The sequence below is a fragment of the Xenorhabdus poinarii G6 genome, from assembly GCF_000968175.1.
GTDB classification, from domain to species: Bacteria; Pseudomonadota; Gammaproteobacteria; order Enterobacterales; family Enterobacteriaceae; genus Xenorhabdus; species Xenorhabdus poinarii.
The window spans coordinates 2,900,128-2,920,501 of the sequence record NZ_FO704551.1 but is presented as its reverse complement, the minus strand read 5'-3'; the positions used below and the strand labels follow the sequence as shown (position 1 = coordinate 2,920,501).

The following is a 20,374-nucleotide window of genomic DNA, read 5'->3' as shown; positions in this document are numbered from 1 at the left end:
TTTTGGCTGATCGTAAAAAAGCGTCCCAATTGGATTAATGGCGCGGGACGCTTTCATTGATTGATTCAGTTAATCAATTGCTTGTTGCTGCCAACCTGTGATAGCAATGTGTCGTTGACGTTCCAGCTCGGTGCGAATTTCAGCGCCCTGAAATCCACGGGCAATGACAGCCTGGACACTGACCTGACTGGCAATGGCAAACAGATCACGCAAGTCATTACCTTGTGGATAGGAGACGGTTTCTGCCCCCGCATACCCACGATAGTCTGCTTCACTACAGGTAATGAGGTGTTCAATACGTTGGGGCTTGCGCCAGGCATCCACGGTATTGAACAAGGTCAGTAGGGAGTCGGCTGACAATTGCGCGATGTTATGTACCCAATGGTGATATTGCGTCACAATCACTGCCAGATCGCGTGCCGAATTCGGTATGCGTAATCGTTGGCACATCTGTTTCAGGGACGTCATTTCGACATGGCAACAAAGGGAAGCGAAACGAATATCGGTTTCTTCGCTCAATTGGGTCGCTACTTGTAAGACGTGTAATGAATGAAGCCCCGCATCATGTTCATGCAGAGGCATCCCGAACAAGTTATCAATTTCAGGAAAGAGTACAGCCAGTGCCCCGCAATCACGTAGAACCTGAAAATAAGTTTGGGGTGATGGTGAGGTGAGCGCCTTTTCCGTTTCCCGCCAAACACGCTCCGGCGTTAATGATGACAATTCACCACTTGCGGTCATGTCTGCAATGAGTCTTTGTGTCTCTGGTGCAATCGAAAAGCCTAAATGGGCAAAGCGGGCGGCAAAGCGGGCCAATCGCAATACGCGTAATGGATCTTCTGAGAAGGCAGTGGAAACATGGCGCAGGGTACGATCTCTGAGATCATCAACACCATGATAAGGATCGATTAATTCTCCTTTGGGCGTTTGTGCAATGGCGTTAATCGTCAGATCACGGCGGAGGAGATCTTCTTCCAGTGTCACATCAGGAGCCGCAGAACAGATAAAACCGGTATATCCCTGACCCGATTTTCTTTCTGTACGCGCCAGTGCATACTCTTCATGGCTCTTAGGATGCAGGAAAACGGGAAAATCTTTTCCGACTTGTTGATACCCTTGGGACAGCAGTTCTTCAGGGCGGCTTCCAACAACAACCCAGTCCCGCTCGTTGACGGGCAGACCCAATAATTGATCGCGAACAGCGCCACCAACCAAATAAACTTTCACGTTGACTTCCTTAAATCAGTTCATCCAGCGATCTTTCTTTTTACGACGAGGGATCATGTATGGCAACAGCAAGCCCAAAATCAAGCCAATTCCCGCAACACCACCGCCATAAGCGAACCACTGCAAGATAATTTCCCTTTGCTTTTCGTTGAGTTGAACTTCGGCAGCGTCTACCTTTTTCGCCGCTACCGTTAATTGGGTTCGGAGTTGGCTATTTTCTTCTTTCAGATCATGGATGGTCTTATCGCTGGTTGCCACTTTGTTTTGCAACTCGACAGTACGCTCATTCCATCTGTCATCAATGGTGGACAGCTTTTCCGTGAGCGTATTGATCTCTTGTTCCATGGCGGGAAGTCGTTCACGCAGGCTTGGAATGGTGCTGAGTTCGCTGGCGAGTATCCAGCTGGCGCGTCCTTTTCGATCTTGTATTTGTAAAAAGCCATTATCAGTTTTGGGACTGATTAAAGTGACTTCTTCACCCGCATTCAGGGAGCCAATGATACGGTTTTTAATACTGGGACCACTACGAATGTAAGCGGATAGCTCATCGGAAACATAGCGTTTCTCTTCAGCATGGGCGGATAATGCAAGAGTGAAACCTAATAAGAGGATAAATAATCGATGTAGTTTTTGCATTCTGTGCTCAACCGTTCTTTATGTATGGACCAATCGGGATTCAAACTACTCAAAGGATAGTAAAGAGTTAAGTTTGTGTGTGCAATCAGTAAACCAGAATAAGGGCGATATTAACTGGCCGAATACAGACTTTTTTAGCGGGGTGAATAGGATGTTTGTTGAGATAACACCCTATTGTGGTTTATTTTTCTTTTTTATCAGCCTTTTTCTTTTGTGAAAAGGTGTGAGCAGGATTAAGAAAAAATGCTGTAATATTCATAGAGGAATAAAAAAATATGCGTTCTGTAGAGATAGAATTGAAACTGTCCGTGAAGCCTGATGTGATACCGGCGATCCGCCAGCAGTTATTTCAGTTTCCTCATGATTACACTTCACCACAACACCTGACAAATAGTTATTTTGAGACAGCAGAGAATCAATTGCGGCGTTGGGATATGGGGCTGCGTATTCGTGGTTTTGATGGGCATTATGAGATGACGATCAAAACTGCCGGGCAGGTCATTGGTGGATTGCATCAGCGCCCCGAATTTAACGTTCCGTTACATCACCCTGAATTGGATTTGAAGCAATTCCCCCACTATATCTGGCCGGAAAATATCGATCTCGCCCGTCTACAAGCACAATTAAGTCCATTGTTCAGCACTGACTTTAACCGTGAAAAATGGCTTATCACTTACGGAAAAAGTGATATTGAAGTGGTGCTGGATCAGGGCACGATTTTCCCTAGCACTACGCTGTCTGAAAATGCCGAAAATCCAGCCGCAAAGAACCCAACGTCCCCCATTTGTGAATTTGAGCTGGAACTGAAAAACGGCAATATCACCGATATTCTGTCACTGGCAAATGCACTGTCATCACAAGGTGGCCTGCGTTTAATCAATAAAAGTAAAGCGGCACGGGGATATGCGCTTGTTCATGATTTATCAAATAAACAGGGTGTATCACATCAGACATTGCCAGGTTTGCCGGAAGAGTTGGAATGGCAGCAACCCCTGTCGGTGCTTTTGTCTGAAATTCTAGCGCAATGGCAAGTGCAGGAGGAAGGATGGCTTGCCGGTTTGCCAGAAGGAAAAGTGGGATTGGTTCAGCTCTTACAGTGGATGACGACAATAACGGAAAAACAGACGGAACATTTACCCCGATTGGATTTATTCGCTGATTTGCTAGCGAAATTGAAAGCGGTTTTATCGCCTGCAACCTTATCGCCTGCAACCTTATCCGCTGAAATCGTGTGTTATAGCGCGGCCTGGTTGCAATGTAAGCTGGCGTTAATGCAATGGTTAATGACCCTTAAAAAATAACCAAGAAACCCTCATTAAGGAAAAAATAGTTATGCTGCCACTTTCATTACCGTTAGCCCGACAATTACAGCATCTTGCAGAGAATCTTCCGCCATTGGGGGAAACGATCACACCCTTTACACCTGATGAGCAGGCTGTGTTGTCATTGAGTGATTTTGTGGCGGATAACGTGCTATCACATCCGACATGGCTGGTGGATATTCGCCAAAATCCGCCCCAACCACAGGAGTGGCAGCATTATGCTCATTGGTTAGCACAAGCGCTGTTGGCGGTAGAAGATGAAAATGGATTGATGCGATGTTTACGTCTTTTCCGTCATCGGATGCTGGTCAGGATTGCGTGGTCACAGATTCTACAAAGCAGTACGACAGAACAGACATTACAGCAATTAAGCAGGTTGGCTGAAGCTTTAATTATCGCTGCCCGTGATTGGCTTTACCTGCGTTGTTGTCAGAATTGGGGGACGCCGACGAACGATGAAGGGGTTGCACAGCCGCTACTGATTTTGGGAATGGGAAAATTGGGGGGGCAAGAACTCAACTTTTCCTCTGATATCGACCTCATTTTCGCATATCCAGAAAATGGCGTCACACAAGGTGGTCGCCGGGAAATGGATAATGCCCAGTTTTTTACCCGATTAGGCCAAAAATTAATTAAAGCCCTGGATCAACAAACTGTCGATGGATTTGTTTATCGGGTGGATATGAGGTTGCGTCCCTTTGGTGATAGCGGGCCTTTGGTTTTTAGTTTTCCGGCACTGGAAGATTATTATCAGGAACAGGGGCGAGAATGGGAACGTTATGCCTTAGTGAAAGCGCGTATTTTAGGGCATGGCGCAGGAAAGCGTGAGCAGGCTTATTGTCAGGAACTGTGCCAGATGTTGCGGCCGTTTATTTTCCGTCGCTATATCGATTTCAGTGCAATTCAATCTTTACGCAACATGAAAGGCATGATTGAGCGGGAGGTACGTCGGCGGGGATTAAAAGAGAATATTAAACTGGGTGCTGGCGGGATCCGCGAAATTGAGTTTATCACTCAAGTCTTTCAGTTGATTCGTGGCGGAAGAGAACCGAGTTTGCAATCTTGTTCATTATTACCCGCATTGAAGGCGATCGGCGATTTGGCGTTATTGCCTACGGAACAATTGCAGCAACTTGAAGAAAGTTACTTGTTTTTACGTCGGTTGGAAAACCTGCTGCAAGCTATTCGTGATCAACAAACCCAAACCTTACCCGATAACGAATTGGATCGTGCCCGGCTTGCCTGGGGAATGAATTTTGCTGACTGGCATGCCCTGATGGCAGAAACCGAACGTAAAATGCATGCCGTGCGCGTTATTTTCCGGCACTTGATTGGCGATGAAACAGAAGAAAATCATGAAGATGCTCGCTATATCCCGTTTAAGAGTGTATGGCAGGAGGCGCTGAACACCGACGAGCTTATCGCATTGCTCCCCCATCTTGATGTCGTGAAAGCGCAGAAAATACGGGATGTGGTGGCGATGTTCCGTCAGGACGTCAGTAAGCGCACGATTGGCCCACGAGGGCGGGATGTCCTTGATCAGGTCATGCCGCGTCTGTTGGAAAAAATTGGCGCCAGAAAAGATGCCAGTATTGTTTTGACGCGAATTACTCCCCTGTTGATCAGTATCGTCAGCCGTACGACTTATCTGGAACTGATGCTGGAATCAGAGCAGGTCATGACGCATGTTATCCGTCTCTGTGCCGCTTCTCCGATGGTCGCCAGTCAGCTTGCCCACCACCCCCTGTTGCTGGATGAGTTGCTTGATCCCAAATCGTTATATCAGCCATTGCCGCTGACAGCCTATCGCGACGAGCTTTATCAATATCTGTTACGTATTCCTGAAGATGATGAAGAACAATTGCTGGAGGCACTGCGCCAATTTAAGCAAGCACAATTATTGCGGATTGCAGCCGAAGATATTTCCGGCGTTTTACCCATTATGAAAGTGAGCGATCATCTGACTTATCTGGCCGAAGCCATTATTGAAGCGGTGGTGAAGCTGGCGTGGGATCAGATGATAAAACGCTATGGCGTACCGGCGCATTTATCTCAGCGGCAGGGATTGGGATTTGCCATTATTGGTTATGGTAAGTTGGGTGGATGGGAACTCGGGTATGGCTCTGATTTGGATCTGGTCTTCCTGCTGGATTGTCCGATGGGGGTGATGACGGAGGGGACTCGTCCCATTGATGCTCGTCAATTTTATTTACGTCTTGCCCAACGCATTCTTCATTTGTTCAGTACCCGAACGGCATCAGGGGTATTGTATGACGTTGATGCCCGTCTGCGGCCATCCGGCGAGTCAGGCATGTTGGTTAGCACCCTTGACGCTTTCGATGATTACCAAAAAAATGAAGCCTGGACTTGGGAACATCAGGCGCTGGTGCGGGCGCGTATGGTGTTTGGTGATGAGAGCATGCGTAGTGATTTTGAACGCATTCGCCAGGAAACATTATGCCTGCCCCGTGATCCCGAGCTTCTGCGCCCACAAGTGCGTGAGATGCGGGAGAAAATGTATCGGCATTTGGGCAGTCATCAACCGGATCAATTTAATCTTAAAGCAGACCCGGGCGGGATCACTGATATTGAGTTTATCGCTCAGTATCTGGTACTACGTTATGCGCCGGAAAATGCCAAACTGACCCGTTGGTCTGATAATGTGCGAATTTTCGAGTTAATGGCAACGCATAACATCATGGATGAGCAGGAGGCGGTGGCACTGACACAGGCGTATATCACTTTGCGTGATGAATTACACCGTTTAGCTTTGCAAGCATTATCCAGCCGGATTTCGGCCGAACATTTCAGTCAGCAACAAACGTTGATACGTGATAGCTGGCAAAAATGGCTGGAAAATGATTTGAGGGCATAAGCTGTTTTCCTGTTTGAGTTTGCGGGTACTGAGTTTGATTATGGTAATATCCGCAACAGTTTATTCTGATATTTGGAGCATGGGATGAAAGTAACACTCCCTGATTTTCACCGCGCAAATGTTTTGGTTGTGGGTGATGTCATGTTAGATCGCTACTGGTACGGCCCGACCAGCCGCATTTCACCGGAAGCGCCGGTTCCGGTGGTGAAAGTGGAAACCATAGAAGAGCGCCCAGGCGGAGCGGCTAACGTCGCCATGAATATCGCCTCATTGGGGGCTAATTCCCGTTTGGTGGGTCTGACCGGCATTGACGATGCTGCGCGGGCATTGAGTGAAAAATTAGGCAGTGTGAAAGTCCGGTGTGATTTTGTTTCTGTGTCGACTCATCCAACAATCACGAAATTACGTGTCTTATCGCGTAATCAACAATTGTTGCGTCTGGATTTTGAAGAAGGCTTCCAGAATGTGGATGCACAGCCGATGCTGGAAAGAATCCAACACGCCTTGCCTCATATCGGTGCGCTGGTGCTGTCGGATTATGCTAAGGGAGCGCTGAATCAGGTTCAGGCGATAATCAAACTGGCCAGCGAAGCCAATGTGCCGGTGCTTATCGATCCAAAAGGGAGCGATTTTGCTCGCTACCGTGGCGCAACGCTACTGACACCGAATATGTCAGAGTTTGAAGCAGTTGTCGGGGCTTGCAAGGATGATAACGACTTGGTAGCGAAAGGCACAAAGCTGGTGCAGGATTTGGCACTGAAAGCCTTGCTGATTACTCGCTCTGAACGCGGCATGAGTTTATTGCAGGTTGGACAGCCGCCATTGCATTTGCCGACGCAGGCACAGGAAGTGTTTGATGTGACGGGGGCAGGGGATACCGTCATTGGTGTGCTGGCGACCGCATTAGCCGCGGGTAAACCGCTGAATGAAGCCTGCTATCTTGCCAATGCGGCGGCAGGTGTCGTGGTTGGCAAATTGGGAACATCCACGGTTTCGCCGGTGGAACTGGAAAATGCCGTGCGTGGTCGTGCCGAAACCGGGTTTGGTGTCATGAGCGAAGCCAGGCTAAAAGAGGTTGTTACACAGGCTCGTCAGCGTGGTGAACGCATCGTTATGACCAATGGCTGTTTTGATATCCTGCATGCAGGCCATGTCTCCTATCTATCTAACGCGCGTAAATTGGGTGATCGCCTGATTGTGGCCGTAAATAGTGATGCCTCTACCAAGCGTCTGAAGGGGGAAACGCGGCCGGTGAATCCGCTGGAACAGCGTATGCTGGTATTATCGGCACTGGAGTCTGTAGATTGGGTTGTGGAATTTGAAGAAGATACACCACAACGCTTAATCGCGGGTATCCTGCCGGATATTTTGGTGAAAGGTGGTGATTACAAACCTGAAGAGATTGCGGGTAGCGAAGATGTCTGGGCGGCCGGGGGGGAAGTGAAGGTATTGAATTTTGAAAATGGCATTTCAACAACCAATATTATTAAAACCATTAAGGATCAGTAATTCCTAAGCGCGGTATCATGTGCCGTTATCAGGGAGGAATTGGGAGGAGAACGGCGCTGCAATAGCGATTCTCCTCGCAAAATTATTCCGCTTGCGGTGTTTTTTTCTCTGATCCTTCAAGGCGGGCTTCTAACTCACTCAAGCGTTGTTCCATGATTGCTAACTTCTCACGGGTACGCAGCAAGACCTGTGTCTGAACATCAAATTCTTCGCGGTTTACCAGATCTAACTTGCCTAATTGGGATTGCAGAATGGCGCGTAATTTTTTTTCGACATCATCCCCAAATTCTCTGACACCTTTTGGCAAAGTATTGTGGAGTTGACGCGCAATTTGTTCAATTTTCTTTGGATCGAGCATGATGATTATCCTTTTATGGCATCACTGTGTTTTATGACAAACAGTGTCTTATCGCGTAAACAGTGTTTTATCGCGTAATAGTGTTGCCAGTATTGTAATAGTTCATGAAGAAAGCACAAATAATTGAGAGCCAGGCTTTATATTTGACTTTGTTGATTGCCCCTGCTGATGGTTAGCGCTATAGTGCGACTGTTTATCTCAGGGCAGGGTGAAAGTCCCTACCGGCGGTAACATGAAATGTTAAATAGGCATTTTATGCAGCCCGCGAGCGCTCTGTTTGTCATTCCCCCTTGATGGTTTTTTACGTTTTCTCAATGTGTTAAGGAATTAAGGGTCAAAGCAGAGGTCAGCAGATCCAGTGTGATTCTGGAGCCGACGGTGATAGTCCGGATGGGAGAGAATAACAGCATCAATCGAGTGCTTGCGCTCGTCTGTTGTTTTTGTTGCCGTATTTTTGTGCAGCATGAACTCCTCAAAATTGCCCTGATTCTGGTAATCCATATCATAAAAAGAGGTTTTTTTTACCATGAATCAGACGCTACTTTCCTCATATGGGACGCCATTTGAACGTGTTGAACGTGCGCTTGCCGCTTTACAGGCTGGTAAGGGTGTGATGGTGCTTGATGATGAGAATCGTGAGAATGAAGGTGATATGATTTTCGCCGCTGAAACGATGACGCGAGAACAAATGGCATTGACTATCCGTCATGGCAGCGGAATTGTGTGCCTTTGTCTGACCGAAGACCGCCGTCAGCAGTTAAAATTGCCAATGATGGTGGAAAACAATTCCAGTCAGTATCAAACCGCTTTCACCGTTACGATTGAGGCGGCCCAGGGCGTTACAACAGGGGTATCCGCAGCCGATCGTATTACAACGATCCGAGCCGCTATTGCAGATAATGCACAACCAAACGACTTAAATCGTCCCGGGCATGTATTTCCTTTACGCGCACAACCGGGCGGTGTTTTAACCCGCCGTGGTCATACTGAAGCAACGATTGATTTAGTCAGGATGGCAGGGTTCAAGCCCGCCGGTGTGCTGTGTGAGCTGACCAATGATGATGGTTCAATGGCTCGCGCTCCGGAAGTGATTGAATTTGCAAAATGGCATGATATGCCGGTCGTCACGATTGAAGATGTAGTGGGTTACCGCTTAAAAACAGAAAAGGAAGCCGGCTAAGCACGAATAACATGAGCATAGTTTATGTTTTTTGATGCTGAACGAGCTTCAAATACATCGGGATAGAATATATCGGTTATACTCAACCGATTTCGAGTTGCAGTGCCGCAGCACAGTATAGCGCGAATACAGTAACTTGAAATAGGGGGAGGCTTACGCATGTACGTTGAGAGGCTACAGTCCACACCCTGTGGCTTTTCAGCATTTCCGAAAGAACTCCATCATTTTTAATTGAGGTATTCAAGGAAGAAAAGCCTTAATCTTGTCATAATTTTTTTATCACACTGCATTATTCAAAATGTTTAATTTGCTGTATAAGGGGCGAAAATGAGTCTCCTGAGAATGCCTGCTCTTTTCATTGGTCACGGTAGCCCAATGAATGCCATTGAAGATAACAATTACTCACGTGCCTGGTTTGAATTGGGAAAAAAATTACCTAAACCAAAGGCGATTCTTGTGATTTCCGCGCACTGGTATACGGAGGGTACGGCGGTAACGGCAATGGAAAAGCCAAAAACTATCCACGACTTTGGTCGCTTTCCCCGTGAGTTGCATGAAAAACAATATCCTGCTAAAGGTTTTCCGGGGCTAGCGGTATTAATACAGGAGCTGCTTGAACCACTTGACGTTGAAACTGATTTTGCAAAATGGGGCTTGGATCATGGATCTTGGGGAATACTGGCAAAAATGTACCCCGATGCTGATATTCCTGTTGTTCAACTGAGCATAGATCGCAATCAACCCGCTTCTTTTCATTATGAAATAGGTAAGAAGTTGGTGTTACTGCGGGATGAAGGTGTCTTAGTGATGGGGAGTGGCAACGTTGTACATAACCTGTCGGCTGGGAGACGGGGAGTCGCCCCCTTTCCTTGGGCACTTTCTTTTGAGCAGTTTGTCCGGGAAAGTTTAACCAGCCAGGAAGAACCTCATCCATTATTGAACGCGTTGGACAGAGAAGATGGTCTGTTGTCGAATCCAACGCCGGAACATTTCTTACCATTGCTGTATGTGATGGGAACGTGGGATAAAAAAGAGCCGATTTCCATACCTGTCGAGGGCATTGAAAACGGCTCCTTAAGTCTGTTATCCATTCAGCTTGGATAAATCAATCAATCCAAAATAATATGCGGGTAGAAGCGGGATAAATCCTGAGTAATGAGCTCACGATCTTCACGGATACAGATACCCGCAGACTGATCATCGACTAACCAGCTACCGAGTAGCACATAGCGATCGTCAAATTTTGGCAACGCATGGAATTGCTGAACAATCATGCCTTCTTCCCCATAAGGGCCATCGGCGCTGGCGATTTCGCGACCATTTTCAATGATGCGAATATTTGCGCCCTCACGGGAGAATAACGGCTTAATCACATAGCTATGCATGTCGGAAGGACGTTCATCCGCGAAATAAGCCGGTAGCAGGTTAGGATGATTCGGGAACATTTTCCATAGCATCGGCAGCAGTGCTTTGTTGGAGATAATGCTTTTCCAGGCGGGTTCCAGCCAACGAACGCCCGCATCTGCCAGCTTGGTGGAAAACATCTCACGCAGCATAAATTCCCACGGATACAGTTTAAACAGATTACTGATAACTTGATCCTGCAAGTCAGTAAACTGCCCTTTTTCACCTAGCCCAATATCCTCGATAAACAGAAATTCTGTCGGAATACCCGCTTCGGCGGCGCAATCTTGCAAATATTGGATTGTGCCACGATCTTCTTCAGTATCCTGACAGCACGCCATATGCAGTAAGCCAAACCCATGCTTTTCGCGTAACTGAACAAAACGTTCAATCAGCTTTTCTTGCAGACTGTTAAACTGATCCGCATTTGTGGGCAGATTGCCTGCATTGATCTGATCTTCCAGCCAGATCCACTGAAAAAAAGCGGATTCATACAGTGACGTAGGCGTATCGGCATTGTTCTCCAGCAACTTGGGGGGATTTTTACCATCATAGGCTAAATCCAGACGGGAATAGAGCGAAGGCTGGCTGGTGACCCATGAAGATCGGATAAACTCCCAGCAATGTTTTGGGATCTGAAATTTGGTTAACAGTGCTTCACTCTCGACCACGTTTTCCACAACCTGCAAACACATTTGATGCAGTTCTGCTGTCGCATCTTCAATTTCTTCAATTTGTTTCAGCGTGAATTGGTAATAAGCCTCTTCGCTCCAGTAAGGCTGATCGTACATGGTGTGAAAATTGAAACCATATTCCGCTGCTTTTTCGCGCCAATCCGGGCGCTCGGTAATTCCAATGCGTTTCATCTTTGATTAACCACCCATAGAGCGGGAAGAATGGGATGTTGAGCTGGCAGACGAGCGCTGCATAGCCGATTGCTTTGCCACGGATTCACCGAATCCACCGCGGGTAATGGTGCTGGTGGTGGCCGGTTTGGGAGCCATGGCTGTTTTTGGCACTGTCATGCTGCGACCACCCGCCGTGGCGGCGCCATAGCTTTTGCCTGTCGCATCAACAAATTTGCCATTCGCCGGGCTGGAGGCTGAATTTGATGTAAACAGGGGTTGTGATGGGGCAGAGCTTCCTCCCATCAGGCGACCCATCATATAACCTGCCATCAGCGGCATCCAGAAACTGCCACTGCTGTTTTGCGCTTGAGCCTGAGTTTGACCGACTCCGGCCTGAGCAGGGGTTTGAGTACATTGTTGCTCACCGAATTCAGCCACACACTCTTCGCGAGTCGCATATTTTGGGGCGGTTTTTTCCGCCTCTTTCAGGGCATTGTTATAAGCAATCTTGCACTGTTCACTTTGAGAAGGATTCGCCTGGGAGCACTCATCGGCATTGGTGTAGAGTGACACCGTTTCATCGTTCTGTTCACAGGCGGATAGCAAGAAAGCCGCACTGATAGCCATGGCCACGGGCGCCAGACGATAACTGCGCCATGTTTTACGGAAAGACTCGCGGTTTATCTCTTTTGTCCGTTTCCTGGGGGTGAAAGAAATAATTGTCATAGAGGCATCCATCTTGAAGGTATCTGATTAGGATTAAGAGCGTATCCCATGCATAGTACCCAATGGGAGTGGCTCTCAGGAAGATTCTTAATAATTGCTTTAGAAAACAGCCCACCAATGATGTGGGCTGTTTTCTTTATGGAGTAGCACATTTTAATATAACGTTTTTTAATGTAAAACGATAGTGCATTAAATCAGCGGGCAGATGGCGTATTTATCTCTTTGATAATACTGCTGGCAGACGTTGGAATTTGTTTGCTTAACATCTTGTTCAAGGCAACTAGGTCATTTTCGTTCAAGGTGCCACGCGCTTGCTGGATTTGTAATTGAGACAGCAAATAATCGTAACGTGCTTTAGATAAATTCTGTTTGGCCTGATACAGTTTTGTTGTTGCATCCAACACATCCACGATAGTACGCGTTCCTACCTGATAGCCCGCCTCCATGGAATCCAACGAGCTTTGCGCAGAAAGTACCGCTTGTTGGTTGGCTTCCACGCTACTGATAGCAGCAGAGATATTGTTAGAGGAAGAATGAACTTCCTGTATCATCTTGCGATAGGTATTTTCCAATTCTTGACTGGCGCTGACGAAATTATATTTCGCTTGTTCCACCTGAGAATAAGTGGCTCCACCATTAAAGAGTGGTAGGCTTAAGGATAGCCCAACCGAATTTTTTCCGCTGTAAGCATTTTTAGCGGCCGGATTTTCTGCACCACTGGTAATATGGCTGTTGCTAATACTTGTGCTTGCGGTTAAATCAATTGTTGGCATATAACCAGTCTGTGATTCTTTGATCTGTTCGCGGCTTAGATCCTGTTTTAAACGGGCAGCCAGTAGGCTCAGATTACGGTTTTCTGCTTCTTTTAGCACTTGATCAGCGGGTTCAGCGCGTTTAGTCTTAAACTGCCCAATATTCAATGAGGCTAATTGAGGATAATAGACTCCCGTGATCAAACGTAGGTTTTCCAGCGCATTTTCCAGATTATTACGATTGGAAACTTCTTGTGCCAGAATAGAGTCATATTGTGCGCGGGCATTTTGCACATCAGTAATGGCAACCAGCCCCACATTGAAGCGTTGAGTGGTTTGATCCAATTGGCGGTATAACGACGCTTTTTGGGCTTCGGTAAACGTCAAGGTATCAATTTTACTTAGAACATCAAAGTAAGCTTGGGCGGTGTTCAATATTAATTTTTGTTGAGCTGCCTGATAATCAATATCTGCTATACCAGCCCGCTTTTCTGATTGATTCAGTTGATACCATTTTGACATATCAAAGATGGTTTGAGTCAGTTGCAGACCAGCATTTGTACCGTAGGATTCTTGATTTTGGGGGGCGCGGAACCCTTTACCATAATCAATGCCAGCACTCAGACCCAATTGAGGCAGTAATGTACTGCGGGATTCATTCACCTTTTCAACCACGGCATTACGATCCGCTTGAGCACCAAGCAATTCGGGATTCGTTTCTTTCGCTTGCTGATAAATCTGGAGCAGATCCGCTGCGTGGCTTGAAGTACTAAAACCTACCAAATTCATAGCGATAAAAAGAGAGAGCAATTTCTTCATTTGCGTTCCTTGTTGTGTAGCTATATTTGCTTAAGTTGCCTCTGCCCAAAAACCAATACCATAGATTCTAGCAGAGAATATCAGCGGGGTAGGGTAGCCGTTTGTGCCATATTGCCTCATTTTTTGGCTTGTTTGTATCACCAACCTGAATTTATTTAGATCAATGTAAGAAAATGCATTTTAATAATAGAAAATTTTAAAATAATCAGGAGACTTTATGAGTGACGATCTGGCCTCACCATGCACTTTTACGAAACAGGATGTTGAAGTGATTTCCCAAAAAAACCTGTATCACGGTTTTTTCAAAATGACTGAATATCAATTCAGGCATCGCCTGTTCCAAGGTGGGTGGAGTGAAACCATCACACGTGAAGTTTTTGAACGTGGTCATGCCGGTGTGCTGCTGCCCTACGACCCGGTGCGGGATGAAGTGGTTTTGATTGAGCAAATCCGTATTCCGGCGATTGAAACCAGCCATACCCCCTGGTTGCTGGAAGTGATTGCCGGCATGATCGAAGCAGGTGAAAATGCGGAACAGGTTGTTCGCCGGGAGGCGATGGAAGAAGCGGGGATTGAAGTGAAGCGCTGTCTGCCAGCCCTGAGTTATCTTTCCAGCCCTGGTGGCACAACAGAACGCATGACTATTTTTGTCGGTGAAGTAGATGCCTCCACGGCGTCAGGCGTGCATGGTTTGGCAGGTGAACAGGAAGATATTCGCGTTCTGGTCGTCAGTCGCAACCAAGCTTATCAATGGGTGGAAGCGGGAGTGATCGATAATGCGGCCTCGGTGATTGCAATACAGTGGCTGGCATTGCACCATGAAAAAATTAAGAAAGCGTGGCTGGGGGATAATGTCTAAATTGCCGTTGGAAAATGGGAAATGTGTCCCAGTTTGCAGATCTTTTGTATAAAGACACGTTAAAATAATTTTCATGATCGACAGGAAAAGGAAACCTTTTGGAAAGCCTGCTTGAAGTACCTGTGGCAGAAGGCGCCACAGCCAGAATACTGCAAATTACTGATACGCACCTTTTTGCTAATCAGAGCGATTCATTGTTGGGCGTCAATACCTACCGCAGTTATCATGCGGTATTGGACATGATCCTGGCACAAAATCTCGATATTGATTTAATTGTTGCAACAGGTGATTTGGTGCAGGATCAGAGTATCAATGCCTATCAGCATTTTGCTGAGGGTATTGCCCGTTTACCTGCGCCTTGCGTTTGGTTACCGGGCAACCATGATTATCAACCGGCCATGGTTGATACACTGGCCGCGGCCGGTATCTCGCCTTCTAAGCAAATATTTATCGGGCAGCACTGGCAGTTGATTATGCTGGATAGTCAGGTCCAAGGGGTTCCTCATGGTGAATTGACGGATTATCAGCTGGAATGGATGAAAAAATGTCTGGATGAACACCGTGAGCGTCATACCGTTGTTCTGCTTCACCACCACCCATTACCGTCTGGCTGCACATGGCTGGATCAACACAGTTTACGTAATGCCCCCGAATTATCAGCCTGTCTGAAAGGCAGAACACAGGTGAAAGCCATACTGTGTGGGCACATTCATCAAGAGGTTGACGACATGTGGAAGGGGATTCGTGTTATGGCAACACCATCAACCTGTGTGCAATTTAAGCCACATTGTACTAATTTTATGCTTGATACAATGGCTCCGGGGTGGCGTTATCTCGAACTGTCTGTGGCTGGCAACAAAGAAGCGAAGCTGCAAACACAGGTTCACAGGCTGAAGAGTAACGAATTTTGCCCGGATTTAGATTCGGACGGGTATTAATGTCAACGTTACTGTATTTACATGGTTTTGATAGCTCGCCGCAATCTGCGAAGGCGAGTGCGCTGAAAATGTGGTTGCACCAGCATCATCCTGACATTGAAATGTTGATACCGCAATTACCGCCTTATCCTGAAGATGCGGCCATTTTGCTGGAAGAATTGGTTATGGAACATGCCGGTGAAAATATCGGGCTGGTCGGTTCTTCTCTGGGCGGTTATCTGGCTATCTGGCTATCTCAGTGCTTTGGGCTGCCTGCCGTGGTTGTCAATCCGGTGGTACGCCCATTCGACTTGCTTCAGAATTATCTTGGGGAAAACGTGAACCCCTATACCGAAGAACGGTATACTCTCGAACAAAGCCACATACATGATCTCAAAGTCATGCACATTGACCCGCTGGAATCGCCAGATCTTATCTGGTTATTGCAACAAACAGGGGATGAAGTGCTTGATTATCGTCAAGCAGTTGCTTATCTGGTTCAGTGTCGGCAGACGGTCGAATCCGGTGGGAATCATGCTTTTATTGGCTTCGAATATTATTTTCCTCAAATCATCGACTTCTTGGGGTTAACCAGTGGCAATAGTAAAAAAATTGCCAAAAATAGGTAAGCGACTGGTATTATCAACAGTATATCAATACTGATTGGCCCTCTATTAACGAAGCAACCGACAGAATTACAACATGACTCAATCTAGTTACAACGCAGAGGCCATCGAAGTCCTCAGTGGCCTGGAGCCAGTTCGTCGTCGTCCCGGAATGTATACGGATACAGCCCGCCCGAACCATCTGGCACAGGAAGTGATCGATAACAGTGTGGACGAAGCCCTGGCGGGTCACGCGAAGCATATTGAAGTAATCCTTCACAGTGATCAATCTCTGGAAGTGATAGATGATGGCCGTGGTATGCCGGTTGATATCCATCCTGAAGAAAAAGTGTCTGCTGTTGAATTGATTCTGACCCGCCTGCATGCGGGGGGAAAATTCTCCAATAAAAATTACCAATTTTCCGGTGGACTACATGGGGTTGGGATCTCTGTGGTCAATGCCCTATCCAAGCGTGTGGAAGTGACTGTTCGTCGTAACAGCCAGGTTCATCAAATTGCCTTTGAAAAGGGTGAGAAAGTACAAGAGCTCGACGTTATCGGTAGTTGTGGTAAACGCAATACCGGGACAAGTGTTCACTTTTGGCCGGACGAAAGCTATTTCGATATCCCGCGTTTCTCTGTCACACGTTTAGCACATTTGCTGAAAGCGAAAGCGGTACTGTGTCCTGGGGTTGAAATTGTCTTTAAAGACAAACTGAACGATACCGAGCAGAAATGGTGTTATGCCGACGGGTTGACCGATTACCTGCTGGAAGCTGTCAATGGTCTGGTCACCCTGCCAAAATCCCCTTTTGTCGGCACCCTCAGTGGAGAAAGCGAAGCGGTCGATTGGGCATTGCTTTGGTTGCCAGAAGGGGGGGAATTATTAACAGAAAGTTATGTAAACCTGATCCCCACGGTACAAGGGGGCACGCATGTTAACGGTTTGCGTCAGGGGTTACTGGATGCCATGCGTGAATTCTGCGAATTCCGTAATATCTTGCCGCGCGGGGTAAAAATTTCCGCCGATGATATCTGGGATCGCTGTGCCTATGTGTTATCCCTCAAAATGCAAGATCCGCAATTTGCCGGTCAAACCAAAGAACGTCTCTCTTCTCGTCAGTCTGCGGCTTTCATTTCCGGTGTGGTGAAAGATGCATTCAGTTTATGGTTGAACCAGCACATTCAAGAAGCGGAACAACTGGCGGAAATGGCGATTGCCAGTGCGCAGCGCAGAATGCGGGCGGCAAAGAAAGTGGTTCGCAAAAAGCTGACGAATGGACCGGCTTTGCCGGGGAAACTGGCTGATTGTACTGCGCAGGATCTCAATATAACCGAACTGTTTTTGGTGGAAGGGGATTCCGCCGGCGGTTCTGCGAAGCAAGCCCGTGATCGTGAGTTTCAGGCGATTATGCCGCTGCGCGGAAAAATCCTGAACACATGGGAAGTTTCTTCAGATGAAGTACTGGCGTCGCAGGAAGTCCATGATATTTCCGTTGCGATGGGTATTGACCCGGATAGTGATGATCTGAGCCAGCTTCGTTACGGCAAAATCTGCATATTGGCGGACGCAGACTCCGATGGATTGCATATTGCAACTTTGCTGTGTGCCTTGTTTGTCCGTCATTTCCCGACTCTGGTAAAACGTGGGCATGTCTATATGGCCATGCCGCCGCTGTATCGTATCGACCTCGGCAAAGAAGTGCATTATGCGCTGGATGAAGGGGAAAAAATTGCCATTCTGGATCGTTTGAGCCGCAAGCGGGGTAAACCGAACGTCCAGCGCTTTAAAGGGCTGGGAGAAATGAACCCGATACAGTTACGCGAAACGACGTTAGATCCCAACACTCGCCGTCTGGTGCAATTGACTATCGACGATGACAATTACCAAGAAACCCTTTCAGTCATGGATATGCTTCTGGCGAAGAAACGTTCAGAAGATCGCCGTAACTGGCTGCAAGAGAAGGGTGATTCCATCGACATTGAAATTTAGCGCATGACAGGAATAGAAATATTGCGCACAGGTAGTCAATACAGATTCTGAGGAAATTAATACACATGAGTGAAATAACTCACGATGGTGTGGAGCGCCAGCCGCTTCATACGTTCACTGAAAACGCCTATTTGAATTACTCCATGTACGTCATCATGGACAGGGCGTTACCTTTTATCGGTGATGGCTTAAAGCCTGTTCAGCGCCGTATTGTCTATGCGATGTCAGAACTGGGGTTGAGCAGCAGCGCCAAATTTAAAAAATCTGCCCGGACAGTCGGGGATGTTCTCGGTAAGTACCACCCACATGGTGACGGGGCGTGTTATGAAGCGATGGTGTTGATGGCACAGCCGTTCTCATATCGCTATCCGCTGGTGGATGGACAAGGAAACTGGGGAGCGCCGGATGATCCAAAATCCTTTGCAGCGATGCGTTATACCGAATCCCGCTTGTCCAAATACGCGGAATTATTGCTGAATGAGTTAGGGCAGGGAACGGTAGATTGGATACCCAATTTTGATGGCACATTGCAAGAGCCTAAAAGGCTGCCGGCGCGTCTTCCCAATATCTTGCTCAATGGTACTACCGGTATCGCTGTCGGGATGGCGACTGATATCCCGCCACACAATGCTCGCGAAGTAGCCAATGCGTTAATTGCCATGCTGGATAAGCCGGATCTATCGCTCGATGAAGCCATGGAATACGTCAAGGGACCGGATTACCCAACAGAAGCGGAGATCATTACGCCAAAAGAGGATATCCGCAAGATCTACAAAAATGGCCGCGGTTCGGTACGGATGAGAGCAGTTTGGTCAAAAGAAGAAGGTAACGTCGTGATTACGGCTTTACCTCACCAGGTATCCGGCGCGAAGGTACTGGAGCAAATCGCCAGCCAAATGCGGGCAAAGAAATTGCCGATGGTCGATGATTTGCGTGACGAATCTGATCATGAAAATCCCACCCGTTTAGTGATTGTTCCACGTACTCACCGTGTGGATGTCGAACAAGTGATGAATCATCTGTTTGCAACCACCGATCTGGAAAAAAGCTATCGCGTTAACCTGAATATGATCGGTTTGGATAACCGTCCGGCGGTGAAGGGGCTGGTTGAGATCCTCAGTGAATGGTTGGTTTTCCGTCGTGAAACAGTGCGTAACCGTTTGAATCATCGGTTGGATAAAGTCCTTAAGCGCCTGCATATTCTGGAAGGTTTGCTGACGGCATATCTGAACATTGATGAAGTCATCCACATTATTCGTCATGAAGATGAGCCGAAGCCAGCGTTGATGCAGCGTTTTGGATTCACTGAAACACAGGCCGAAGCTATTCTTGAACTGAAATTGCGTCACCTGGCGAAACTGGAAGAAGTCAAAATCCGTGGCGAGCAGGATGAACTGGCGAAAGAGCGTGACAAACTTCAGGCAGTCCTCGGCTCTGAGCGTAAGTTAAGCACCTTGCTGAAAAAAGAGATTATTGCTGATGCGCAAAGTTACGGTGATGCTCGTCGCTCGCCACTGAAAGCGCGTACAGAAGCGAAAGCCATGAGCGATCATGACATTCTGCCATCAGAGCCGATTACCGTCATCATGTCTGAAATGGGGTGGGTACGTAGCGCAAAAGGGCATGACATTGATCCGGCGGGCTTGAACTACAAATCTGGTGACAGTTTCCGTAGTGCGGTTCGTGGTAAGAGCAATCAGCCAGTGGTCTTCATTGATACTACCGGGCGTAGTTACTCCATTGATCCATTGGATCTCCCCTCAGCCAGAGGGCAGGGAGAACCGTTAACGGGGAAACTGGCATTGCCGGCTGGGGCATCGATTGAGCACCTCTTGATGGCAAAAGACGATCAGAAGCTCTTGATGACATCAGATGCAGGGTATGGTTTTATCTGTGCCTTCAGTGATTTGATTGCTAAAAACCGCGCAGGCAAGGCACTGATTACTTTACCTGAAAATGCCAAAGTGATGCAGCCCCTGGAGATTAACAACGAACAGGCGGATATGCTATTGGCAATAACCAAAGCGGGTCGCATGTTGATGTTCCCGGTGGCTGATCTGCCGCAGTTGTCGAAAGGAAAAGGTAACAAGATTGTCTCCATCCCGGCTGCTCAGGCTGCTTCGGGCGAAGATATGCTGAGTTGGCTACTGGTATTGCCGCCACAATCTTCAGTAACACTTTACTTTGGCAAGCGCAAATTACTGCTTCGCCCGGAAGATTTACAGAAATTCCGGTCTGAAAGGGGGCGTAAGGGCACTTCTCTGCCCCGCGGTTTGCAGCGCATTGAGCGCGTTGAAGTAGAGAGACCAGAACAGTAAATTAGGGCAATAACCTGATATATCAT

At 47.4% G+C, this 20,374-nt stretch carries 16 protein-coding genes and 1 riboswitch; of the genes, 10 read left to right on the top strand and 6 right to left on the bottom strand.

All coding sequences use genetic code 11. The annotated features are described in order from the left end of the window. Nucleotides 1-69: 69 nt before the first annotated feature. Both XPG1_RS13565 and XPG1_RS13560 read right to left on the bottom strand, forming a co-directional pair. Nucleotides 70-1,227 carry a multifunctional CCA addition/repair protein gene (locus XPG1_RS13565; RefSeq protein WP_045959528.1) on the bottom strand — a complete coding sequence of 386 codons (1,158 nt, stop codon included), beginning with the start codon at nt 1,225-1,227 and terminating at the stop codon, nt 70-72. 15 nt (nt 1,228-1,242) lie between these two features. Continuing rightward, on the bottom strand, nt 1,243-1,863 hold the full coding sequence (locus XPG1_RS13560; RefSeq protein ID WP_045959527.1) for a TIGR04211 family SH3 domain-containing protein: 621 nt from the start codon (nt 1,861-1,863) through the stop codon (nt 1,243-1,245). A gap of 275 nt (nt 1,864-2,138) precedes the next feature. Between XPG1_RS13560 and XPG1_RS13555 the strand changes: the two genes are divergently transcribed. The 3 genes from XPG1_RS13555 to hldE all read left to right on the top strand — a co-directional run bounded on the left by XPG1_RS13555 (nt 2,139) and on the right by hldE (nt 7,569). Beyond that, complete coding sequence (locus XPG1_RS13555) at nt 2,139-3,164, top strand: CYTH domain-containing protein (RefSeq protein WP_045959526.1); 1,026 nt, start codon at nt 2,139-2,141, stop codon at nt 3,162-3,164. Between the two features lie 31 nt (nt 3,165-3,195). Then, nucleotides 3,196-6,060 carry a bifunctional [glutamate--ammonia ligase]-adenylyl-L-tyrosine phosphorylase/[glutamate--ammonia-ligase] adenylyltransferase gene (glnE, locus tag XPG1_RS13550; protein ID WP_045959525.1) on the top strand — a complete coding sequence of 955 codons (2,865 nt, stop codon included), beginning with the start codon at nt 3,196-3,198 and terminating at the stop codon, nt 6,058-6,060. Nucleotides 6,061-6,144: 84 nt separating this feature from the next. Further along, the gene (hldE, locus tag XPG1_RS13545) at nt 6,145-7,569 is read left to right on the top strand and encodes a bifunctional D-glycero-beta-D-manno-heptose-7-phosphate kinase/D-glycero-beta-D-manno-heptose 1-phosphate adenylyltransferase HldE (RefSeq protein WP_045959524.1); all 1,425 of its coding nucleotides are present in this window, start codon (nt 6,145-6,147) and stop codon (nt 7,567-7,569) included. Between the two features lie 82 nt (nt 7,570-7,651). Here hldE and ubiK read toward each other — a convergent pair whose 3' ends face one another. Next, nucleotides 7,652-7,927: a ubiquinone biosynthesis accessory factor UbiK gene (ubiK, locus tag XPG1_RS13540; protein ID WP_045959523.1), complete on the bottom strand. Its 276-nt coding sequence runs from the start codon at nt 7,925-7,927 to the stop codon at nt 7,652-7,654. Nucleotides 7,928-8,117: 190 nt separating this feature from the next. Next, nucleotides 8,118-8,333: riboswitch (FMN riboswitch) on the top strand. Nucleotides 8,334-8,453: 120 nt separating this feature from the next. On the opposite strand from ubiK, the gene ribB reads away from it, so the two are divergent. After that, complete coding sequence (gene ribB, locus XPG1_RS13530) at nt 8,454-9,107, top strand: 3,4-dihydroxy-2-butanone-4-phosphate synthase (protein WP_045959521.1); 654 nt, start codon at nt 8,454-8,456, stop codon at nt 9,105-9,107. A 327-nt stretch (nt 9,108-9,434) separates the two neighbouring features. Beyond that, nucleotides 9,435-10,211 (top strand): 4,5-DOPA-extradiol-dioxygenase, encoded by a 777-nt coding sequence (ygiD, locus tag XPG1_RS13525; protein WP_045959520.1) that lies wholly within the window; start codon nt 9,435-9,437, stop codon nt 10,209-10,211. Between the two features lie 5 nt (nt 10,212-10,216). Here the strand turns inward: ygiD and XPG1_RS13520 are convergent, their stop codons facing one another. From XPG1_RS13520 to tolC, 3 genes are all read right to left on the bottom strand, one after another. Then, the gene (locus tag XPG1_RS13520) at nt 10,217-11,377 is read right to left on the bottom strand and encodes a glutathionylspermidine synthase family protein (protein ID WP_045959519.1); all 1,161 of its coding nucleotides are present in this window, start codon (nt 11,375-11,377) and stop codon (nt 10,217-10,219) included. 6 nt (nt 11,378-11,383) lie between these two features. Continuing rightward, nucleotides 11,384-12,085 carry a DUF1190 family protein gene (locus XPG1_RS13515; RefSeq protein ID WP_045959518.1) on the bottom strand — a complete coding sequence of 234 codons (702 nt, stop codon included), beginning with the start codon at nt 12,083-12,085 and terminating at the stop codon, nt 11,384-11,386. Between the two features lie 194 nt (nt 12,086-12,279). Next, entirely contained in the window at nt 12,280-13,656 is a 1,377-nt protein-coding gene (tolC, locus tag XPG1_RS13510) for an outer membrane channel protein TolC (RefSeq protein WP_045959517.1), read from the bottom strand. Between the two features lie 217 nt (nt 13,657-13,873). On the opposite strand from tolC, the gene nudF reads away from it, so the two are divergent. From nudF to parC, 5 genes are all read left to right on the top strand, one after another. Continuing rightward, the gene (gene nudF, locus XPG1_RS13505) at nt 13,874-14,515 is read left to right on the top strand and encodes an ADP-ribose diphosphatase (protein ID WP_045959516.1); all 642 of its coding nucleotides are present in this window, start codon (nt 13,874-13,876) and stop codon (nt 14,513-14,515) included. 98 nt (nt 14,516-14,613) lie between these two features. After that, nucleotides 14,614-15,453: a 3',5'-cyclic-AMP phosphodiesterase gene (cpdA, locus tag XPG1_RS13500; protein ID WP_045959515.1), complete on the top strand. Its 840-nt coding sequence runs from the start codon at nt 14,614-14,616 to the stop codon at nt 15,451-15,453. After that, complete coding sequence (gene yqiA, locus XPG1_RS13495; protein ID WP_045959514.1) at nt 15,453-16,061, top strand: esterase YqiA; 609 nt, start codon at nt 15,453-15,455, stop codon at nt 16,059-16,061. The genes cpdA and yqiA overlap by 1 nt, the downstream gene beginning before the upstream one ends. 73 nt (nt 16,062-16,134) lie before the next feature. After that, nucleotides 16,135-18,030 carry a DNA topoisomerase IV subunit B gene (gene parE, locus XPG1_RS13490; protein WP_045959513.1) on the top strand — a complete coding sequence of 632 codons (1,896 nt, stop codon included), beginning with the start codon at nt 16,135-16,137 and terminating at the stop codon, nt 18,028-18,030. A gap of 65 nt (nt 18,031-18,095) precedes the next feature. Beyond that, a complete protein-coding gene (gene parC, locus XPG1_RS13485; protein ID WP_045959512.1) occupies nt 18,096-20,348 on the top strand; it encodes a DNA topoisomerase IV subunit A in 2,253 nt (750 codons plus the stop codon). Nucleotides 20,349-20,374 lie beyond the last annotated feature (26 nt).